We start from the raw sequence: 19,135 nt of genomic DNA, 5'->3' as shown, positions 1-19,135 counted from the left end.
AAAAAACGGAGAATTTTCTTATGCGTACTATTGATTTAATCTTATTGTTAAATGATTTCAAGAAAAATAATCGAATTTTTATTGAAAAAAATGACCAAAAGTTGGCTGTTGTCGACCTCGAAGTCGCAAATGACGAGATTATCTTGAAAACTTCTGATAACAGACATGCTTTGAAAAACTGGGAATTTCTCTTATTGCTCAATAAAAAAGAATTATATGAAATGCCGATTTTTTACGATAATAAAAACAGCCACCAACAACTCTTCGGATTCAGAGTTAGTGATGACTGTCTACTACTTGGTTAATTATTTAGATGACTTAGTATTTCCAGTCGTCTTTTTTTCTGCTTGAATTTTTTTAGAAAGTTCAAGAATATAAGGTTTCAATTCATCCTTAACTTCTGGATGCGTTAGTCCATATTCAATATTAGTCTTAACGTAACCGAACTTATTGCCGACATCGAATCTTTCACCTTTGAATTCATGTGCAAAGACACGTTGAGTCTTATTCATACGATCGATGGCATCAGTTAATTGGATTTCGTTACCAGCACCAGGTTTTTGAGTGTCCAATAAATCAAAAATCTCTGGTGTTAACAAGTAACGTCCGATAATAGCTAAATTGCTTGGAGCATCTTCCATCTTAGGCTTTTCAACAAATTTCTTAACATTGTACAATCCAGGTTCATTTTCGCCTTCAGGATCGATAACGCCATATTTTGAAACGTCTCTTTCAGGTACTTGCATAACAGCAATTGTTGAAGCATGAGTCTTTTCATAGTCATTAATCAATTGTTTTGTCAATGGAACTTTATCTTTCATCAAATCATCACCTAGCATAACGATAAATGGTTCACCAGCGATAAATGACTTGGCTTGAGCAACAGCATCGCCTAACCCATTTGGATGTGCTTGACGGCTGTAATACAAGTTAACTCCTAAATTAGTTGTATCTTGAACAACCTTTAATAGAGCCGTTTTATTCTTTGATTCAAGATTTTGTTCCAATTCTGGTACAGAATCGAAGTGATCTTCGATTGAACGCTTATTTTTACCAGTGATTATCAAAATATCCTCAATACCTGAAGCCTTAGCTTCTTCCACAATAAATTGAATCGTTGGCTTATCAACGATTGGCAACATTTCCTTTGCCAAGGCCTTAGTAGCTGGCAAGAATCTTGTTCCTAATCCCGCAGCTGGTATAATTGCTTTTCTGACTTTCATTGATTACTCTCCTTTTTCTTGCGACTGCAAATAACTAGTTAATCGGCCAGTATTCTTTCTCAAAAATGGTCCTTCGTAAGCTTCAGCAAAACCGACGTTTACGGCATTTCCAAATAAAAAGATTGTCACTGACATATTCATCCATAATAAAAATACAATAATTGCTCCAATCGTGCCATAGTTATTCCAAGCTGATCCAAAATATTTTAAATAATAAGAAAATAATTGCGATAAACCTAGAAGACCAACGCTAGTAATGACCGTACCAGTAATTATGTGTTTCAATTTCAAATGAATATTCGGCAAAAAATAAAATAAAGCAAAAACGATCAAAAACATTATAACAATAGCTAGCGGCCATTTCCACGTCACAAAGATGTCTACAAAATGTGGATCAATGTTAAGCAACGGCATCAGCCAGTGCAAAAAGGCCTGCCCAAATGTAAACGTTACGATGGCTGCCACACCAATTAACAATAACATTAACGTCATAAAAAAAGCTAGTCCCCTACGGATAATAAAGTTCACAAGGGTTTGATTGGTAAAAAGATTATCAACATCTAATCCATAGGCTTCATTCATCGTCATTTGCACAATGTTCAATCCACGAGAAATCGCCCATAAAGCGACAATAATACCAACTGACAAGACGCCCGTATTAGAATTGGACAAAACTTTTGTAATCGTCGGCAACAAATAGTGGTGTAGGTCATCAGGTAAAATAAAACCAATATATTCTATTACCGTTGGTTTATCCAAATGTAATAATGGAATAAAGTTTCCAACGACAATGACTGCTGGAAAGAGTGACAACAGGATATAATATGTGATTGCTTTTGAAGCCATAGTGACATTAGAATCGCTCATTGCTTGGGTAACATATTTAGCTAGTTCAACAAATTTCTTTTTTTTAGATAAATTTTGTTTAAATAGTGGCACCTGTTGTTTATTATCTTCCATGATTTACACCATTTTTATAGTAAGTATTTTGCATCGTATTCTGGATCTTGTGAAGTCAAAATTTTAGGACCGTCTTTGGTAATGGCAATTGTGTGTTCGTATTGAGCGGAATCAGTTCCGTCGGCAGAAACAAAGTATTCCCAACCGTCAGCTTTGACAAACTTGTCCTTAATTTCCCAAGTTCCTAAGTTGACCATTGGTTCAATCGTAATTGTCATGCCTTCACGCAAGCGGAGTCCTTGACCAGGTTCACCGTAGTGAGGGACATTTGGAGCTTCGTGCATTGTGGGTTGAATTCCATGACCAATCAAGTCGCGAACGTCTCCCATGTGATTCTCGTCTTCAACATAGTGTTGGATTGCATAACCGATATCGCCTAAACGATTGCCGATTACAGCTTGGTCGATTCCTAAGTACAAAGCTTTTTTCGTAACATCCATCAATTTCTTGTCTTCATCTGAAAGTTCACCAACTGCATAAGTCCAGCAAGAATCACTTTCATAGCCATTCAAATTAACGGTCATATCAACTTTTAAAACATCGCCGCTCTTTAGAATCAAGTTCTTGCGAGGAATTCCATGGGCAACTTCATCATTGACGCAGACGCAAGTAGCATATTTGTAACCTTCAAAGCCTTTTTCTGATGGACGACCACCGTGGGATTCGATATAGTCGTTCGCAAAATTTTCAATTTCCATTGAGGAAATTCCTGGTTTGATAATATCACGCAAACCAATATGTGTGTTAGCAAGTAACTCTCCAGACTTTCTCATTCCTTCGATTTCTCTTGCTGATTTTAATGTAATCACTTTATAAACATGTCCCTTCAAAAAAAGTTAATTTCATTATAACATTCTAGTAGTTTTGGATTTAGATAGCTGGTCATATTAATTTTTGCTATAATATTTCAAGATATAAAAAAATGAGGCGACAAATAAATTATGACAAAAGTAAAAATAGTATTCGCCAGTATTACTGGAAATGATGAAGATATCGCATACGTCTTGACCGAGAAGTTTGAAAAATTAGGTTGCGACGTTGATATGAGTGAAGTTTCTCAAACTGATGCAGCAGACTTCGAAGATTCTGATATCTGCATCGTTGCTAGTTACACTTATGACCAAGGAATTGTCCCCGATGAAGCACTAGATTTCTATGACGACATGAAAGATTTAGATCTTTCTGGAAAAGTATATGGAGTTTGTGGCTCTGGAGATACCTTTTACGAAGATTTTTGTCGTGCCGTCGATGAATTTGGAAAAGTCTTTGATGACGTTGGTGCTACGAGAGGATCAGAACCTGTTCGAGTAGAATTAGACCCTGAACAAGACGATATTGATCATCTCGATAATTTTGCCGATGAAATCTATAAAAAGGCACGAGAAATGGATCTTTAAACATGGACTTTATAAAAAAATATCGTAATTTTGGGGTATATTGTTTCTTTGGCTTTTTAGCATCGCTAATTAATATCGTAATTTTTGACTTATCGCACAATGATTTACACATTACACTCTGGATAGCCAACACCGTCGCTTGGTTCATCTCTAATTTCTTTTCATTTTTCGTCACCAAACGTTACGTCTTCAAATCAGAGATGGGTGATTTAAAAAAAGTTTTTCAAGAAGGAATTGCTTTTTTGGTGTCACGCATCTTTTCGTTGGTCTTTGATGATATTTTCATGATTGTTGCTGTCTTTATCTTCCCTTGGAACAACTTAATTATTAAAGCTATCGACCAAGTTATCGTCGGACTCTTCAATTATTTCTCATCAAAATTGATTTTCAATTATAATAATCGTCATTTAATTGAACGATTTAGAGCTTTACGAGATAAAAGAAAAAGTCGCAATGAAATTTAATTTTCATTGCGGCTTTTTTGTTATTTAAATTCATTTGGACGGTTCTTGGTTTGTTTAAAGTAATAGCTGATTGAATCGAGGATACGATCAGAAGCTTGACCATCGCCATAAGGATTCTTAGCGTTAGCCATGCGGTCATACTCTTCTTTATTAGTAATCAAATTAGTCATTTCTTTTTCAACGACATTTGCATCAGTTCCAACTAACTTCAAAGTACCAGCTTCAACGCCCTCAGGACGTTCAGTCGTATCACGCAATACTAGAACTGGCTTGCCAAGTGAAGGAGCTTCTTCTTGAACGCCACCAGAATCAGTCATGATAAAGTAGCTTCTTGATGCTAAGTTGTGGAAATCAACAACATCTAATGGATCAATCAAATGAATTCGATCGATGCCACCTAGAATATCCTTAGCAGTCTGTTGAACGACCGGATTCAAGTGGACTGGATAAACTAACTCAATATCATCGTGTTTAGCAACAACCTTTTTCATAGCATTGAAAACTTGTTTCATTGGTTCGCCTTGGTTTTCGCGACGGTGCATTGTAATCAAAATCATTTTCTTATCCGGATCGATCACATCCAAGATATCGTGGTGATAATCCTTGTGAACTGTACTCTTCAAAGCGTCAATAGCTGTATTCCCAGTCACAAAAATATTTTCGCCCTTGTGATTTTCCTTCAACAAATTAGCTTTACTCTCGTTTGTTGGAGCAAAATAAAGATCCGTTAAATCGTCAGTCATTTGACGGTTCATTTCTTCTGGCCATGGTGAATACTTATTCCAAGTCCTTAAACCAGCTTCGACGTGGCCAATACTTGTTTGATGGTAGAATGCCGACAAGGCAGCACTGAAAGTCGTCGTCGTATCGCCATGAACTAAGACGATGTCAGGCTTTTCTTTTTCGATAATACTATCGAGTTCTTTTAAGACCAAACCAGTAATGCCACTCAAAGTTTGGCGTTCTTTCATAATATTCAAATCATAGTCGGGCGTGATCTTGAAGATTTCAAGAACCGAGTCAAGCATCTCACGATGTTGGGCCGTAACTACGGTAACAGTCTCAAAACGGTCACTATTTTGTTTTAATTTCAAAACTAATGGAGCCATTTTGATTGCTTCTGGTCTAGTACCAAAAACTGTCATAACTTTAATTTTATCCAAAATTATCACCTCAATAAATTAGTTACAGTATATCAAAGATGCGATTAATATTATAGGTAGATAAAGCCTCTTGAGGATATCTATTATTTTCTGAAAAGGTATGGTTATAATAGTTTATTATGATAAATCTAACGATACTAATTATATTAAGTATTTTAACAACATTGATTGCTTTTTTTGCCGTTTTGGCAATTTACAACACTGTAATCAAAGCAAAGGGGCGAAAATATTGGTGGATAGCACTTCTTTTTTTGATAATTCTTTATTTGATAGCGTTTTACGCATATTTTCATTTTAAGTAAAGCGCTTACTGAAATTGATTGTTAAAAATGAGTATTAATTTTACTAACTTTGAGTTAAAATTACTAATGTATTCAAATAATGAATGAAATTTTTGGAGGATTATCGATGGTTTTAACAAACGGTAACGAAATTTTCAATGACGCCCGCAAAGGCAAATATGCTGTTGGTGCTTTTAACATCAACGACTTGGAATGGACACGTGGCATTTTAGCTGCTGCTCAAGAAATAAATACACCTATCTTGGTTCAAACATCAATGGGTGCTGCTAAGTACATGGGTGGTTACGAACTATGTCTACACCTTGTACAAGACACAATCAAATCAATGGGTATTACAGTTCCAGTTGTAATGCACTTGGATCACGGTAACTACGAAGCTGCTAAGGAATGTATCGAAGTTGGTTACAACTCTGTTATGTTTGATGGCCACGACTTACCATTCGACGAAAACCTTGAAAAGACAAAGGAAATCGTTAAATTAGCTCACGCTAAGGGTATGTCTGTTGAAGCTGAAGTTGGTTCAATCGGTGGTACTGAAGATGGTATTACTGGTCTTGGTGAACTAGCTGATGTTGAAGAAGCTAAGACACTTGCTTCTACAGGCGTTGACTACCTTGCTGTTGGTATTGGTAACATTCACGGTGTTTACCCTGACAACTGGAAAGGTTTGAGCTTTGATCGTCTACAAGAATTAGCTGCTGAAATCTCAACACCACTTGTACTTCACGGTGGTTCAGGTATCCCTAAGGAACAAATCGTTAAGGCTATCTCAATGGGTATCTCAAAAGTTAACGTTAATACTGAATTACAACTTGCTTTCGCTAAAGCAACACGCGAATACATCGAAGCCGGCAAAGACCAAGATGTTGATGCTAAGGGTTATGACCCACGTAAGTTGCTTGCACCTGGTACAAAGGCAATTACTGATACAACAATCGAACGTATCAAGTGGTTCGGTACACCTTCAGTTAAATAATTATTTAATTGATAATTTAAAAGACGAGATTACATCTCGTCTTTTTTTGTACCCTATTTCAACTAAAAAAGCATCCCTTTAGAGTTTACAGAATAACTGTTTACTCCTCAAAGAGATGCTTTTTTTCATTTTTGATAATACAAAACTTTTAGCCAATCTAATATTAAAAACATCAAACAACTAATCAAGAAGACAACCAAAATATCGATTGCTCCTACCTTCAAGAAGAAGATACTAATCAAAGTTGAAAGAATAAAATTAATCAAAATAACTGTCCCAACTGCTTTGCTAGTTTTAATGCTCCAGAAATGATTTCTAGTTCTAGTGGATAGAATCATCCCCATTGCCGAATAAATCAAGTAAGCAAAGAGTAAGCCGCTAATCTGACCATGATTTAAAACGGTGTAATTTAATGTATACCATAAAATCAGAAAGCCTAACAATAACCAACCAATCGTATAAATAGCCGATATTTTAGTTAGATTTTTCAAATTCCAATTTTCTGGTAATCTCTTGGTCCTGACTCGATCAGTCCCTAGAGTTAAAGTTACGCAATCATTAAAAATGACTATAAAGACAATGATATTTAATGAGACTGGGAAGAAATTAGTAAACAGATATCCACAAGTTAGCAACAAAGCTAACTGAGCTGTTCGTGCTAGTTTTGTAATCAACCAAGTCATCATTCGCTGATATACTCGATGCCCTGATTCAACTAATTCCGTGATTCCCATTAAAGATGGTGCCGTTAAAATGATTCTGGCTGCCATTTTAGAAATATCGGTAGCTGAATCAATTGCTATTCCGACATCCGCTTGTTTTAATGCTGGAGCATCATTGATACCATCGCCAGTCATCCCGACGACATGACCTTGATTTTGCAAAGACTTAACGATTTTGAATTTATCCTTTGGATAAACATTAGCAAAACCATCAAACTCTAAGGGATTATTTAAAGCATCATTAACGGTTCCAATTGGTTTACTCAAACCAACATTTTTAGCAATTGCACTTGCTGTAGATGCTGTATCGCCAGTTACCATTAGGATTCTTACGCCTTGCTCTTTTAATGCAGCAATCGTTTGTGGCATATCATCCTTTACTTGATCCTTAAATGTCAATAATCCGATTACTTCTTGATTGACTGCTAAGACTAAGACTTGTAATCCCAACGAAGCTTGCTTTTCAATTTGCCTTAAAGCTTTATCATCTAAATCACCTTTAACCGGTGAACCCAAAAAGACTTCATCGCCATTTTTAAGAACCGCCTTAGCCCCCTTTAATTTTGGATCAAAGGAAACTTGTTCTTTAACAATTAATTTAGAAATATTTTTGTCTTTGGCAGCTTTTAAAATAGCTTGGTCTAAGGGATTAACGCTGCTAGTTTTGACAGTTGCTAAAGCATACTGCAATAAATATGACTCAGCTACCCCATTTAAACTTATCAAATTATCTAATCTAGGTTCATTTTTAGTGATGGTCCCAGTTTTATCCATCAATAGGACATCCATTGACCCGGCTTCTTGAATTCCAGTTAAACCACTGACTAGAATACCCTTTTTAGATAAGATACCTGCTTCCAAAGAATTAGCCACGGCAAAACTTGATGGCATAGAGATTGGAATCGTAGCGACAAACAAGATTACCAAAAATGGCAATAATGTTAGAAACGGAGTCTGACGAACTAGAGCTGCAATAGTTAAGATTACCGCTAAAACGATATCTAGATAGGCTAAATATTTAACCACCGTAAACAGCAAATTCTCCAATCTACCAGGAGCTTCATTGGTTCTCACTAATTCAGTAGTTTTGCCAAGACTGCTTTCTTTGCCAATCTTCTGAACTAAAACATCAGCGCTGCCTTCAATCACAGTCGACCCAGAATACAGCCCATCGCCTTCAATTTTCGTAATAGCGCTGGTTTCACCGGTTACAACTGCCTGATTAACCAAAATAGTTCCCGCGACTATTTTACAGTCTGCGGGAACTATTGATCCTACCGACAAGTGTATTAAATCATCTGGAACCAACTCACGACTAGAAATCTTTTGCCATTTGCCATCTCGAAAGACACTTGTATAAGCAATCAATTTCGAATCTAACTCCCCAATGGATTGAGCAGCTCGATTCTCTTGAATCGCCCCATCAATTGCTGAAAACAAGAGTAAAGCAAAGATAAATCCAACCTGAATGTAGTTGCCTAATAACAATTCAATGATTAAAGCCAACTCGATAATATAAGGAATCGGTCCAATCAAACGTTTGCCAATCAAACTGAGAAAAGTTTTTTTGATTTTTGGAGTCTCATTAAAACCGCTCTCTTGTCTGATTTTTGTTACATCTTGTGTAGTAAGACCATATTTTTCTTTCATGATTATGTGTTAATTAGTCAAAGTCGACATCATTAGGGAAGTGTGCTAAATTGGCTTCCTTGCCTAACTCTTCCTCGATTCTCAATAGTTGATTGTACTTAGCCAAACGTTCACCACGAGCTGGAGCACCTGATTTCAATTGTTCAGCGTGCATAGCAACTGTAAAGTCAGCCAAGAATGAATCTTCAGTTTCACCTGAACGGTGAGACATCATTGTTGTGTAGCCATTCTTTCTAGCAACACGGATAGCTTCCATAGTTTCTGTAACAGTACCGATTTGATTCAATTTGATTAAGAAACTGTTTGCCATACCCTTCTTGATAGCTTTTCTGAAGAGTGCAGGATTTGTACATACGTTATCATCAGTAACAATTTGAACACGATTGCCATTCTTTTGAGTAAATTTAGCAAAATTATCCCAATCATTTTCGCCAAATGGATCTTCCATTGAAACAATAGCTGGATATTTATCTAATAGTCCTTCATAATATGTGCCCATTTCGTCAGCTGAACGTTTTTCACCTTCGAATAAGTATGAACCGTCATCTTGAGCGAAACTTGATGCAGCAGCATCAAAGGCAATACCAATTTCTTCGCCAGGAACATAACCGGCATCTTTAATAGCACAGTTTAATTCATCAATAGCAGCTTCACTTGATGGAAGGTCTGGAGCAAATCCACCTTCATCGCCAAGTCCTGTTTGATAGCCTTCTTTTTCAAGGTTTTTCTTTAGTTGATGGTAAACATTAACGATTTTTTCAAATCCATCTCTAAAGGTTGTGCGCTTGATTGGAGTAATCAAGAATTCTTGCATATCAATACCATTGTCAGCATGTTCTCCACCGTTGATAACATTGTGGAATGTTTGTGGCAATTCAAGATCGACACCACCTAAGTAGCGGTATACTGGAATCTTTTCACTATTTGCTGCAGCACGGACATTGGCAATTGAAACACCGAGAATTGCATTGGCACCTAATTTTGCCTTATTAGGAGTGCCATCAAGATCAATCATCATTTGATCGATGTGAGCTTGGTTGAATGGATCTGCACCCTTTAGTTTATCGTTGATTAAAGTATTAACATTGTTGACAGCCTTTAAAACACCTTTTCCGTCAAGTCTGTCTCCACCGTCACGCAATTCAACGGCTTCATTGTCACCAGTTGATTTACCTGATGGAACACTTGCACGACCTAAGACACCATTTGAAAGTAAAACATCTGCTTCAACGGTTGGGTTACCACGTGAATCGAATACTTCCCTAGCTTTTACGTTCTCAATTGTTACTGTCATATAAATACTCCCTTCTTAATCATAAAAAAAGACGACTACCTCAAATAATTCCCCCAGTATTAGGTGGTTATCTAAAGTAGACGTCATCAATCACAATTAAGTAATATTTTCGGCGAACGTCATCGCCATTCGAACGACTTCATAGTAATATACTTTCTCTGTTTAAACAAGCATAAAACTTAATTTTAGTCGCTATTTATTTGATTGTGAAATATTTTGAACAAAAGAAATTAATGATTTTTTGAGAGAGAATATTGAGCAACTGCTATAGACCGCTATTTATCAACATTTCTGACAGATATCCTCATGAGCGTTTCTTTTGTGAAATCAAGCATTCCTTGCTATACTGTCTTTGTACCAAATAAGAAAGCGCTAACATAGAGGAAGGAGGGGCTAACATAGCAACTTTGTTAAAATCCAAGGTAAGCATAGGTTTGCAAAGTCTGTTTTTTGCCTCCCGTATAGAAAATTACAAAAATCTATGACTAGATGCTTATTTTAGATTAGTGATTGATTTGCTAGTAACTCCCAATTACGATTGATAGGAATAAGACTCATTTCTTAAGTTTACTCAACTCAACATTGATAGACAGACCATAATAATCTCCCTAAATTCGTTAGATACCCCATCATCTGACGGAAAAAACAGTTAATTTCCTACTCCTATCACAAATCAAATCACCAAAAAAAGGACCAGTTGAGTTTTCCCCGTCAACTGGTCCTTTTAGTATACATTTTGTAAATTTTCAATTCGTCTACCTAAACAAATTTATTTAGTTAGGCTTTTTTAGTCTCTTTTTCTTTTGCCTCTTTAGCAATAGCTTGTTGAGCTACTAAATTCAAATAATTAAACGGATTATCATAATTTGGTTGGAAAAGCATATCGACAAAAGCTAAGTCATCAATCGTATTCTCATTTTGAATACAAATTGAAATAGCATTGGCTGATTGTGCAATTTCATGTTTACTAAAGAGCTGAGCCCCAAGGACTTTACGCGTATCTTTATCATAAACGAGATAAATCGTCAGCAAGTCGGTCGTAGGCATATAGTCAGGACGATAGTTATCAGAATAAATTACTCGATCAGCGTTGATACCACTAGCCAAAGCTTTCTTCAAAGTTAATCCGGTCTCAGCTAAAGTATAACCAAATATCTCCATAGCCGTCGTTGCTTGAGTTCCCATGTATCTACGAATGTCGCCAAAAACATTAATACCGGCCAAGGTTCCTTGACGAACGGCACTACTTGCTAGCGGAATATACTTCATTTCACCAGTTGGATTGAACTTAACGACACAGGAATCTCCAGCTGCATAAATATCAGGATCAGAAGTTTGCATATAATCATTAATAATGATGGCTCCATATCCATTCATTTGAACCTGACCTCGTAATAAATCAGTATTGGCAAAAAATCCGGTACAGACGATAACTAAATCGGCTTTATAAGCATGTCCCGCTTTAGTCTTGATGGTTAATTGATCTCCATCAACAATTTCTGAAACACGTTCGCCTAATTGAACTTTTACATTGTGTTCCTTTAACTTATTGATAATCGTATCCGATAATGGTTTATCGACATAATTATTCAAAATTTGGTCTCTAGATTGAATCAATGTTACATCGTGGACAGTATTGGCGTAACTTTCAGCTAACTCAACGCCAACATAACCTGCACCAACAATAGCAATGCTAGGATAATTCAAAGCTGATTCATAAATTTTTTTTGCTTGTTCATAACTCTTGCACAAAAGGACTCGCTTATTGTCCATGCCGCCGATTGGAGGAATCCCTACCTCTGAACCTGTGGTCATGATTAATTTGTCATAAGTATCTTCAAAAATTTCTTCTGTTTTTAAGTTTTGAACGACAATTTTTTTATTTTTCGAATCAATCTTTAAAACATTGTGCTTCATGTTAACCTTAGCTCCATACCCCTCTAGTGTGGTAGGGTCAGCATAAAACATGTCTTCAAGATGATTGACGATTCTGCCTAAATATAATGCAATTCCACATGATAAAAACGCAATATTATCTTCACGTTCATAAACGGTCACATCGGTTTCAGGATGCTTTTCTAAAATTTGTTCAACTGCAGCCGTTCCAGCATGTGTACATCCGACAACGATTACTTTCACTAGTCGGTTCCTCCTCTACAGTAGTACTTTTTTTATCCTATCCTTTATTGCAATTAGAACAACACGACACTTGATTACATTGTAGCAAGCTCAATTTCGCTCATTTTTTTAAAAATTGTATTTTTATCTATTCATAATCGGGCCTGTTTTTGAGAATATTTGTAATATAATAGATGTATATTGACATTTTTTGAAGCGAGGTCATATCCATGAACGAAATCAAATATTCCAGCGACGTACGTTCTAATACTTACAAAGATAGCACAAATATTAGAAAAATTGTTTTTATTAACGAACAAAATGTTCCAGAAAATTTAGAAATTGATGACAAAGAAGATCAATGTACCTACTTCAACCTTTACTCTGACAACAAAGCTGTTGCCACGGCTCGCTTCTTTCCACTTGATGATGGCGGCATCCATGTTCAAAGAGTTGCTGTTCTAAAAAATTACCGTCACAAAAATCTTGGTTCTCAATTATTAAAATATATTTTTAAATTTGCCAAAAAACAAGGTTATAATTATGTCATCCTTGGAGCACAAGATCATGCTCAAAATTTTTATAAAGAATTAGGATTTAAGGTCATCGGCAAACAATATCAGGAAGTCGGCATTGCTCATCATGACATGAAACTTCTATTGTAGTAAGATTGATTCAGTAATCCGATTCAGACATATTTGAGATTATTTAGGGAGCCTATTTAATAATGTATAGATTTTTTATTCAACCTCAACTCGATAAGGTCAATGATTCACTGATCGGCTATGAATTGCTTATGAAAAAAAAGACTGAGCAAGGATGGCGTCCACCAGCAAATTTTTCTGACGTCCCTTCTCACCTCATGGCTAAATTATTGATTGATACAACTAGTTTATTATCCTTAAAAATTGGTTCCGTTTCGGTAAATATCAATCGCAATCAATTGATGGACCAAGAAGTAAGAGCAGCCATTATTGAGGCTCAAAAGAATTTGCGTCCCTTACGACTTGTTGTTGAATTGACAGAAGACAAGCCTGACTACGATTGGAAGAATTCTCAACTGATTCCTTTAATCAAAGATTTCATCAATTATGGCATGGATTTTAGCCTCGACGATTGTGGAACCGGCGTTAATCAATTAGACCAAATTAAAGATTTAGTTCCTCTCGCTTCAGAAATTAAATTTGCAATTCAAAATTTTGGTGAGAAATTACGCGACCCAGATATCGAACAAAAAGTTATTTTCTGGCGTGATTTCAGTCAAAAAAATAACCTCCGTTTTATTTTGGAAGGTATTGAAGACCAAACAGATGACAAATTGGCCGATTCCTTAAATATCGACCTCAGACAAGGCTATTTTTATGGCAAGCCTCGCCTCTTAAAATTAAAAAAAGATGATGACAAATAAAAACAGCTGCTAATCTAAAAATTAGCGGCTGTTTTGTTTTTCCTGTTGAATTGCTTTTTGAGCAACTAAATTCAAATAATTGAACGGATTGTCGTAATTTGGTTGAAAGAGCATATCGACAAAGGCCAAATCTTCAATCGTATTCTTATTTTGAATGCAGACGGAAATTGTATTCGCCGATTGGGCTATTTCATGTTTACTAAATAATTGGGCTCCTAAAATCAGATGATTATCGCGATTATAAACTAATTTAATCGTCAACATACTAGTCGAAGGCATATATTTAGGACGGTAGTAATCATGATACTCGACTGCCGCAGCATTGATTTTACTTTCTAAAGCATGGCTCAAGGTCAATCCTGTTGAAGCTGTCGTATAACCAAATAATTCCATTGCTGAAGTGGCTTGAGTTCCCATGTACTTTTGAATATCCCCGAAGACATTGACCCCTGCAAGAGTTCCTTGACGAATAGCATTAGTTGCCAAGGGCATATAAGCAGGTTTTCCAGTAGGATTGAAATTGACTGTACAAACATCTCCCGCTGCATAAATATCAGGATTTGACGTCTGTAAATAATCATTGATAATGATGGCTCCATGACGATCCATTTCAACTTGTCCACGTAATAATTCAGTATTGGCTACGAACCCGGTCGCAACGATTACAAGATCTGATTTATGTTTCGTTTTAGTTGTTTCAATTATGATATTCTCATCATTGTCATCACGGTCAAAGCCTGTGACCCGTTCGTTTAAAAGAACTTTGACGCCATGATCTTTTAATAAATCAATCACATTTTGCGACATATCTTTGTCTAGATAATTATTTAAAACCTGATTTCTTGATTGAATCAGCGTGACATCATGTTCAGTATTGGCATAGCTTTCTGCTAGCTCCACTCCAACATAGCCTGCGCCGATAATCGTAATATGGCGATGATTTTGAGCTGTCTTATAAATGGCCTGTGCTTGGGCATAATTTTTACACATCAAAATTTTTGGATCTGAGATACCAACAATTGGTGGGACTACTACATAAGACCCCGTCGTCATAATCAACTTATCGTAAGTATCATTGATAATCTCATGCGTCTGCATATTTTCACACATCAAAGTCTTATGCTTAGCATCAATTTTTAGAACATCATGTTTCAATTTAATTTTGGCGCCCATTTTTTCCAAATCTTCAGGAGTTTCATAAAACATGTCTTCTAAATGCTTGACTCGTTTCCCCAGATATAGTGCAATCCCACAAGATAGGAAAGAAATATTATCATCTTTTTCATAGACGGTCACTTCTGTTTCGGGATGATCGTTTAAAATTTGCTCAACTGCTGCAGTACCGGCGTGAGTACAACCTACAATCACTACTTTCATAAGTTTCCCCTCATTTTTCTAAATATACATAAATTAATTTTGAAATAATTAAACATAAATTTAAAAATAACTACACTATTGACTAATATTATAAACCATTCAATTAATCAGTGAATAAAGAGTATACTAATAACCGGAATTATTAAGTATTAATAAACACCTGTATCTTAAAAATGAACTTCTATGTTAGACTTTTCTTAATTGAAAAAATAATAAAATTAAATAATTGAGGGAAAAACTTGCCAGATATCATTTTAGGAAGCATCATCAATAATTATCTGAATATCAATTCAGCAATTATTACTCTAGTGACAATTGGTCTGATAACGATCATTACGATCGTTGCTTATTCACTCGAACGAATAATCGGTAAGTCGTCGCCCTCTTATCAAAAATTTTTTAAACACCTAATAGAGGGATTAGTTCTAACCTTTAGTATGATTATGTTGCAACAGATATTCCATATTTTAAATACGGGCTCAATCAATCACGGCTGGCTGTATGCCAATGCTCAATTGACGATTCTGCTCTACTGCATGTATCTGATTCGCAATAAGATTACTTTACTGATCAATATTTTAATGCCTTTTGCATATTACACATCTATTAATTTAGATCGTTTGGAAAATAAAAATTTACCATTCTTTGCCGTCTCGTACATTTTCTTGGTTATTATCGTAATTTATATTTATCAGCAAACTGAAAAATTGCAACGCTCTGAATGGAAATATTTAATCATGCAACTATTCTTTGGATTATCTTGGTGGATACTCCTTTGGGTCGATCATAGTTTTCCAATGCTTGAAATCATTAATATGCTCATAGTTTTCTTGATTTATATGGCAATAATTCGTTTTTGTGCAAAAAAACTAGAAGATACAATGATTAATTATGATGATTTAAAAGTGAAAGTAAATTACGATGAATTAACTGGAATCAGGAATCGAGCCAGCTTAGATAAAACAGCTCAAGAACTTTTTGAAACTTATTCTAATGAAGAAATCCCGTTAACTGTTACCATGTTTGATATCGATCACTTTAAAGAATTCAACGATACATATGGACACAGCACCGGCGATGAAGTTTTGAAGCACGTTGCCCAGACGATTGAGCGGGAAATGTTTTTAGGTGATGCCAAGGGGGAACTATTCCGTTTTGGAGGCGAAGAATTTATTATCGTCTTTCGAGGCAAGAAGCCAGCCCAATGCATCCCTATCATCGCAAATCTTAGAGAAGCTTTAACTAACACACCTTTGGTTTTAAATGGCGAAAAGTTAGAAATAACAATTTCTTTTGGCGTTTCCAAGCTTGATAAGACCGATCTTAACTTCGATGACCTCTTTAATCGAGTCGATCGCTATTTATACGAATCAAAAAACCTTGGTCGCAACCGTTTGACTGTTGAAGGATTGACATATAATTTTAATAAATTAACTAAATAAGCATCACTGACTATAAAAATCAGTGATGCTTTTTTCGTATTTTCAACTGTATATTTTTCTAAAATTCGAAATAAAAAAATAGTGAGAAATTAATCTCACCGTCGGGAAGGAATCAGTTGTTTTTAAATCTGGTAGTCCCTACGCATAATATTAAACCATGTGACACACTAGCGCAAGCATTAAACTGTTAATTTTAAAATGAATAATGATGCTTCAAAGATGGGACGACTATCTTATCGGAAATGCCAATAATTACTCCTTGGAAAAACATTGCTAGAACGGTTCCAATCCCTACGGACAGGATATTACCCGTCAAGAAATAACAAATAATCATAATGATTACTGGTGGTGTATAACTGATTAATTGTCCCCAGCCAGCTGAACCATGAAGATATTTGAAACGTAAGAGATAAGCTAATTCGTCATTAGGATGTTGTATCAAATTGCAACGTTGATAAATCGAAGTTCCGATGGATACCCCAATTAAGCCGATAACATCGACCAATAATCGTGAAGCTATCGATAAATTATTCAATTGTAAAGGATTGAGGATGTCTGAAAAGAAGCCAACCAAATAACTGAATGGCAATGAAAATAGTAAATTGGAGATAAAAATATGTTCATCGAATTTGCCTAATAAAAATTGATTGGCAATCGTTACAATGACCGCATAAACGAATAAGGTCGTTCCATAACTTGAATGCAATAGGGATGAGATGTTGACCGCTGAAGCCGTCCAGACAGCACTCCCCATGTTGCTGTCAATCATTAAAGCATTGGCAAAAGCATCTAAGACGATTGCAAAAACTAAATAGCCTAACCGAATTTTAAATTTTCCCTGTCTCAAAACAATATCCTTCCACATATAACAAAAGAGAGCTAAGACCAAATAAGGTCAGCTCCCTTTTTATTTGATTTCATTGATTAGTTTAATTAAGGACTAATTCAATGTCAATCGGCTTATTTCTTAGGGTGATTCATTTCATCCATGCTCAATAAGTGATATTCATGTTTTTCATTTGGATCATAAGCTTCAATTTGAGCCATCATTCCAGTATCTTCGTGTTCTAGAATGTGACAGTGATACATATAAACACCAAATTTAGTGAATTGAACAGCTAATCTAACTGTTTCACCTGCATTGACACCAACCGTATCTTTCCAGCCATGTTCATTAGGATATGGTTCTTTGCCATTACGACTGATGACTAAGAATTGGCAACCGTGCATATGGAATGGATGAATCATTCCGCCATCCATATCGTTAGTATTAACAACGTCCCAAAGGACAGTATCGCCAATCTTTTGCTTGCGGTCGATTCTTTGCATATCAAAGAGTTTGCCATCCAAACGTACTTGGTCATCCATCCCTGACATAACAGTCTTTGTAACAGGAAGTCCTGGTGTAACTTTTGGTGCGTCGATAGTTGTTAAGTGTTCTGGCAATTTAGAATCGTCAGCAGCATATTGACCAATCTTAAATTTCATAATTGGCATATCATCGCTCATCAAAGTTACCACGTCACCTGGTTTCTTGTCGCCAAAGTCAACGATAACTTCTGCACGTTCAGCACAAGTTAACATCAATTTCGTGAATTTAACGGGTTCTGGCAAAATGCCGCCGTCAGAAGCAATCTGTGTAAATTCGTGATTGTCGTCAAAGTGCAATCTCCATTCACGACGATCAGACCCATCCAAGATTCTTAAACGGACTTTTTGTGTCGTAACATTGAAGACACCATTGATTGTTCCATTGACTAAAGCATACTTGCCAAGAGTTCCATCGACATCATAATCTTTTTTATAATCAAGTTGATTATCATGATAAGTTCTATCTTGTAAAATCACTGGAATATCATCGACGCCATAGTTTCTTGGTAATGGCAACTTAGCTTCTTCATCATCTGTAACGACGACAGCAGCAGCTAATCCATTCCAAACTTGGCGAGCTGTATTTGGACATGGATGTGGGTGAATCCAATCAGTTTGTGCAGGTTGGTCCAAAGTGAAGTCGATATCACGACTGCCATCTGGATAAACCGGTGCATGCGGACCACCATCAACGATAGGTCCAGTAACATTTAGTCCATGCCAGTGAAAAGTTGTTACTTCTGACAATTTGTTAACTAGGTGAACATGGTAGTGAACGCCTTTTTTCAAAACAATTGTTTGTCCTAACAATGAAGCATTGTAGCCCCAAGTCTTTGTCTTAGCACCAGGAAGAATTTGTGTTTCGCCCTCTTGAGCCGTAATTGTGTAATAAACATCGTTTCCGTCAACTTTATCTGGTTCCAAAGCTGCGGGAATATTTAAAGGTTGATCTGGTACATCAGCCTTTTCTAGTGGAACATAGCCACCATCGTGTAAATCGAATATGGGTTCATCGAAGAAATAATCGTTATAAACCTTTGAATCTGTCATTTAAAATTCGCCACCCTATTTAGTTTTTGATCGGAAAGTGCAAATGAAACCTACTAAAGCATCAACAAACATACCAATTGCCATCATATACATTGCAATCATATTCTTATTTGCAAAAACAAAATAAAGCAAAATAGCATAAAAAACCAGCATGATTAATGAAAATGTTTTTGAACTGCTTGACACTGTATCACCACCAAAAATTTAATACAGTTACA

At 36.0% G+C, this 19,135-nt stretch carries 17 protein-coding genes and 1 riboswitch; of the genes, 7 read left to right on the top strand and 10 right to left on the bottom strand.

Annotation, left to right across the window (positions count from 1 at the left end; all coding sequences use genetic code 11):
• Window positions 1-20: 20 nt before the first annotated feature.
• The gene (locus FHL06_RS06080) at window positions 21-305 is read left to right on the top strand and encodes a hypothetical protein (protein ID WP_153385336.1); all 285 of its coding nucleotides are present in this window, start codon (window positions 21-23) and stop codon (window positions 303-305) included.
• Here FHL06_RS06080 and galU read toward each other — a convergent pair whose 3' ends face one another.
• Genes galU through map form a run of 3 tightly spaced genes read right to left on the bottom strand, consistent with a single transcriptional unit; the run spans window position 306 to window position 2,992 of the window.
• Window positions 306-1,223, bottom strand: a complete 918-nt coding sequence (galU, locus tag FHL06_RS06075; protein WP_153385335.1) for a UTP--glucose-1-phosphate uridylyltransferase GalU — start codon at window positions 1,221-1,223, stop codon at window positions 306-308.
• A 3-nt stretch (window positions 1,224-1,226) separates the two neighbouring features.
• Window positions 1,227-2,183, bottom strand: coding sequence for a YihY/virulence factor BrkB family protein (locus FHL06_RS06070; protein ID WP_153385334.1), 957 nt, complete (start codon window positions 2,181-2,183; stop codon window positions 1,227-1,229).
• Window positions 2,184-2,197: 14 nt separating this feature from the next.
• Window positions 2,198-2,992, bottom strand: a complete 795-nt coding sequence (gene map / locus FHL06_RS06065; protein WP_162000278.1) for a type I methionyl aminopeptidase — start codon at window positions 2,990-2,992, stop codon at window positions 2,198-2,200.
• A 132-nt stretch (window positions 2,993-3,124) separates the two neighbouring features.
• Here map and FHL06_RS06060 point away from each other — a divergent pair, with 132 nt between their 5' ends.
• Together FHL06_RS06060 and FHL06_RS06055 are read left to right on the top strand one after the other, a co-directional pair.
• A complete protein-coding gene (locus FHL06_RS06060) occupies window positions 3,125-3,580 on the top strand; it encodes a flavodoxin (RefSeq protein WP_153385333.1) in 456 nt (151 codons plus the stop codon).
• A gap of 2 nt (window positions 3,581-3,582) precedes the next feature.
• Window positions 3,583-4,044, top strand: coding sequence for a GtrA family protein (locus FHL06_RS06055; protein ID WP_153385332.1), 462 nt, complete (start codon window positions 3,583-3,585; stop codon window positions 4,042-4,044).
• A 20-nt stretch (window positions 4,045-4,064) separates the two neighbouring features.
• Here the strand turns inward: FHL06_RS06055 and wecB are convergent, their stop codons facing one another.
• Window positions 4,065-5,207, bottom strand: coding sequence for a non-hydrolyzing UDP-N-acetylglucosamine 2-epimerase (gene wecB, locus FHL06_RS06050; RefSeq protein WP_153385331.1), 1,143 nt, complete (start codon window positions 5,205-5,207; stop codon window positions 4,065-4,067).
• 408 nt (window positions 5,208-5,615) lie between these two features.
• Here wecB and fba point away from each other — a divergent pair, with 408 nt between their 5' ends.
• On the top strand, window positions 5,616-6,485 hold the full coding sequence (fba, locus tag FHL06_RS06045) for a class II fructose-1,6-bisphosphate aldolase (protein ID WP_153385330.1): 870 nt from the start codon (window positions 5,616-5,618) through the stop codon (window positions 6,483-6,485).
• Window positions 6,486-6,610: 125 nt separating this feature from the next.
• Here fba and FHL06_RS06040 read toward each other — a convergent pair whose 3' ends face one another.
• The 3 genes from FHL06_RS06040 to FHL06_RS06030 form a co-directional block, all read right to left on the bottom strand.
• Window positions 6,611-8,857 (bottom strand): HAD-IC family P-type ATPase, encoded by a 2,247-nt coding sequence (locus FHL06_RS06040; protein ID WP_153385329.1) that lies wholly within the window; start codon window positions 8,855-8,857, stop codon window positions 6,611-6,613.
• Between the two features lie 13 nt (window positions 8,858-8,870).
• Window positions 8,871-10,151: a phosphopyruvate hydratase gene (eno, locus tag FHL06_RS06035; protein WP_153385328.1), complete on the bottom strand. Its 1,281-nt coding sequence runs from the start codon at window positions 10,149-10,151 to the stop codon at window positions 8,871-8,873.
• A 70-nt stretch (window positions 10,152-10,221) separates the two neighbouring features.
• A riboswitch (Fluoride riboswitch) is annotated at window positions 10,222-10,287 on the bottom strand.
• A gap of 641 nt (window positions 10,288-10,928) precedes the next feature.
• Complete coding sequence (locus tag FHL06_RS06030) at window positions 10,929-12,290, bottom strand: FAD-dependent oxidoreductase (RefSeq protein WP_337692535.1); 1,362 nt, start codon at window positions 12,288-12,290, stop codon at window positions 10,929-10,931.
• A 209-nt stretch (window positions 12,291-12,499) separates the two neighbouring features.
• Between FHL06_RS06030 and FHL06_RS06025 the strand changes: the two genes are divergently transcribed.
• On the top strand, window positions 12,500-12,934 hold the full coding sequence (locus FHL06_RS06025; RefSeq protein ID WP_153385327.1) for a GNAT family N-acetyltransferase: 435 nt from the start codon (window positions 12,500-12,502) through the stop codon (window positions 12,932-12,934).
• 62 nt (window positions 12,935-12,996) lie between these two features.
• Entirely contained in the window at window positions 12,997-13,677 is a 681-nt protein-coding gene (locus tag FHL06_RS06020) for an EAL domain-containing protein (protein ID WP_153385326.1), read from the top strand.
• 21 nt (window positions 13,678-13,698) lie between these two features.
• Here FHL06_RS06020 and FHL06_RS06015 read toward each other — a convergent pair whose 3' ends face one another.
• Window positions 13,699-15,054 (bottom strand): FAD-dependent oxidoreductase, encoded by a 1,356-nt coding sequence (locus FHL06_RS06015; RefSeq protein WP_153385325.1) that lies wholly within the window; start codon window positions 15,052-15,054, stop codon window positions 13,699-13,701.
• Between the two features lie 239 nt (window positions 15,055-15,293).
• Between FHL06_RS06015 and FHL06_RS06010 the strand changes: the two genes are divergently transcribed.
• Window positions 15,294-16,496 (top strand): GGDEF domain-containing protein, encoded by a 1,203-nt coding sequence (locus tag FHL06_RS06010; RefSeq protein WP_153385324.1) that lies wholly within the window; start codon window positions 15,294-15,296, stop codon window positions 16,494-16,496.
• A 193-nt stretch (window positions 16,497-16,689) separates the two neighbouring features.
• Here the strand turns inward: FHL06_RS06010 and FHL06_RS06005 are convergent, their stop codons facing one another.
• Both FHL06_RS06005 and FHL06_RS06000 read right to left on the bottom strand, forming a co-directional pair.
• The gene (locus tag FHL06_RS06005) at window positions 16,690-17,343 is read right to left on the bottom strand and encodes a YczE/YyaS/YitT family protein (RefSeq protein ID WP_238333970.1); all 654 of its coding nucleotides are present in this window, start codon (window positions 17,341-17,343) and stop codon (window positions 16,690-16,692) included.
• 113 nt (window positions 17,344-17,456) lie between these two features.
• Window positions 17,457-18,917, bottom strand: a complete 1,461-nt coding sequence (locus FHL06_RS06000; RefSeq protein ID WP_153385323.1) for a multicopper oxidase family protein — start codon at window positions 18,915-18,917, stop codon at window positions 17,457-17,459.
• Between the last annotated feature and the right edge of the window lie 218 nt (window positions 18,918-19,135).

The sequence above is a fragment of the Companilactobacillus halodurans genome (assembly GCF_009600985.1).
Taxonomy (GTDB): Bacteria; Bacillota; Bacilli; order Lactobacillales; family Lactobacillaceae; genus Companilactobacillus; species Companilactobacillus halodurans.
This window is presented reverse-complemented; position numbering and strand designations above follow the sequence as displayed.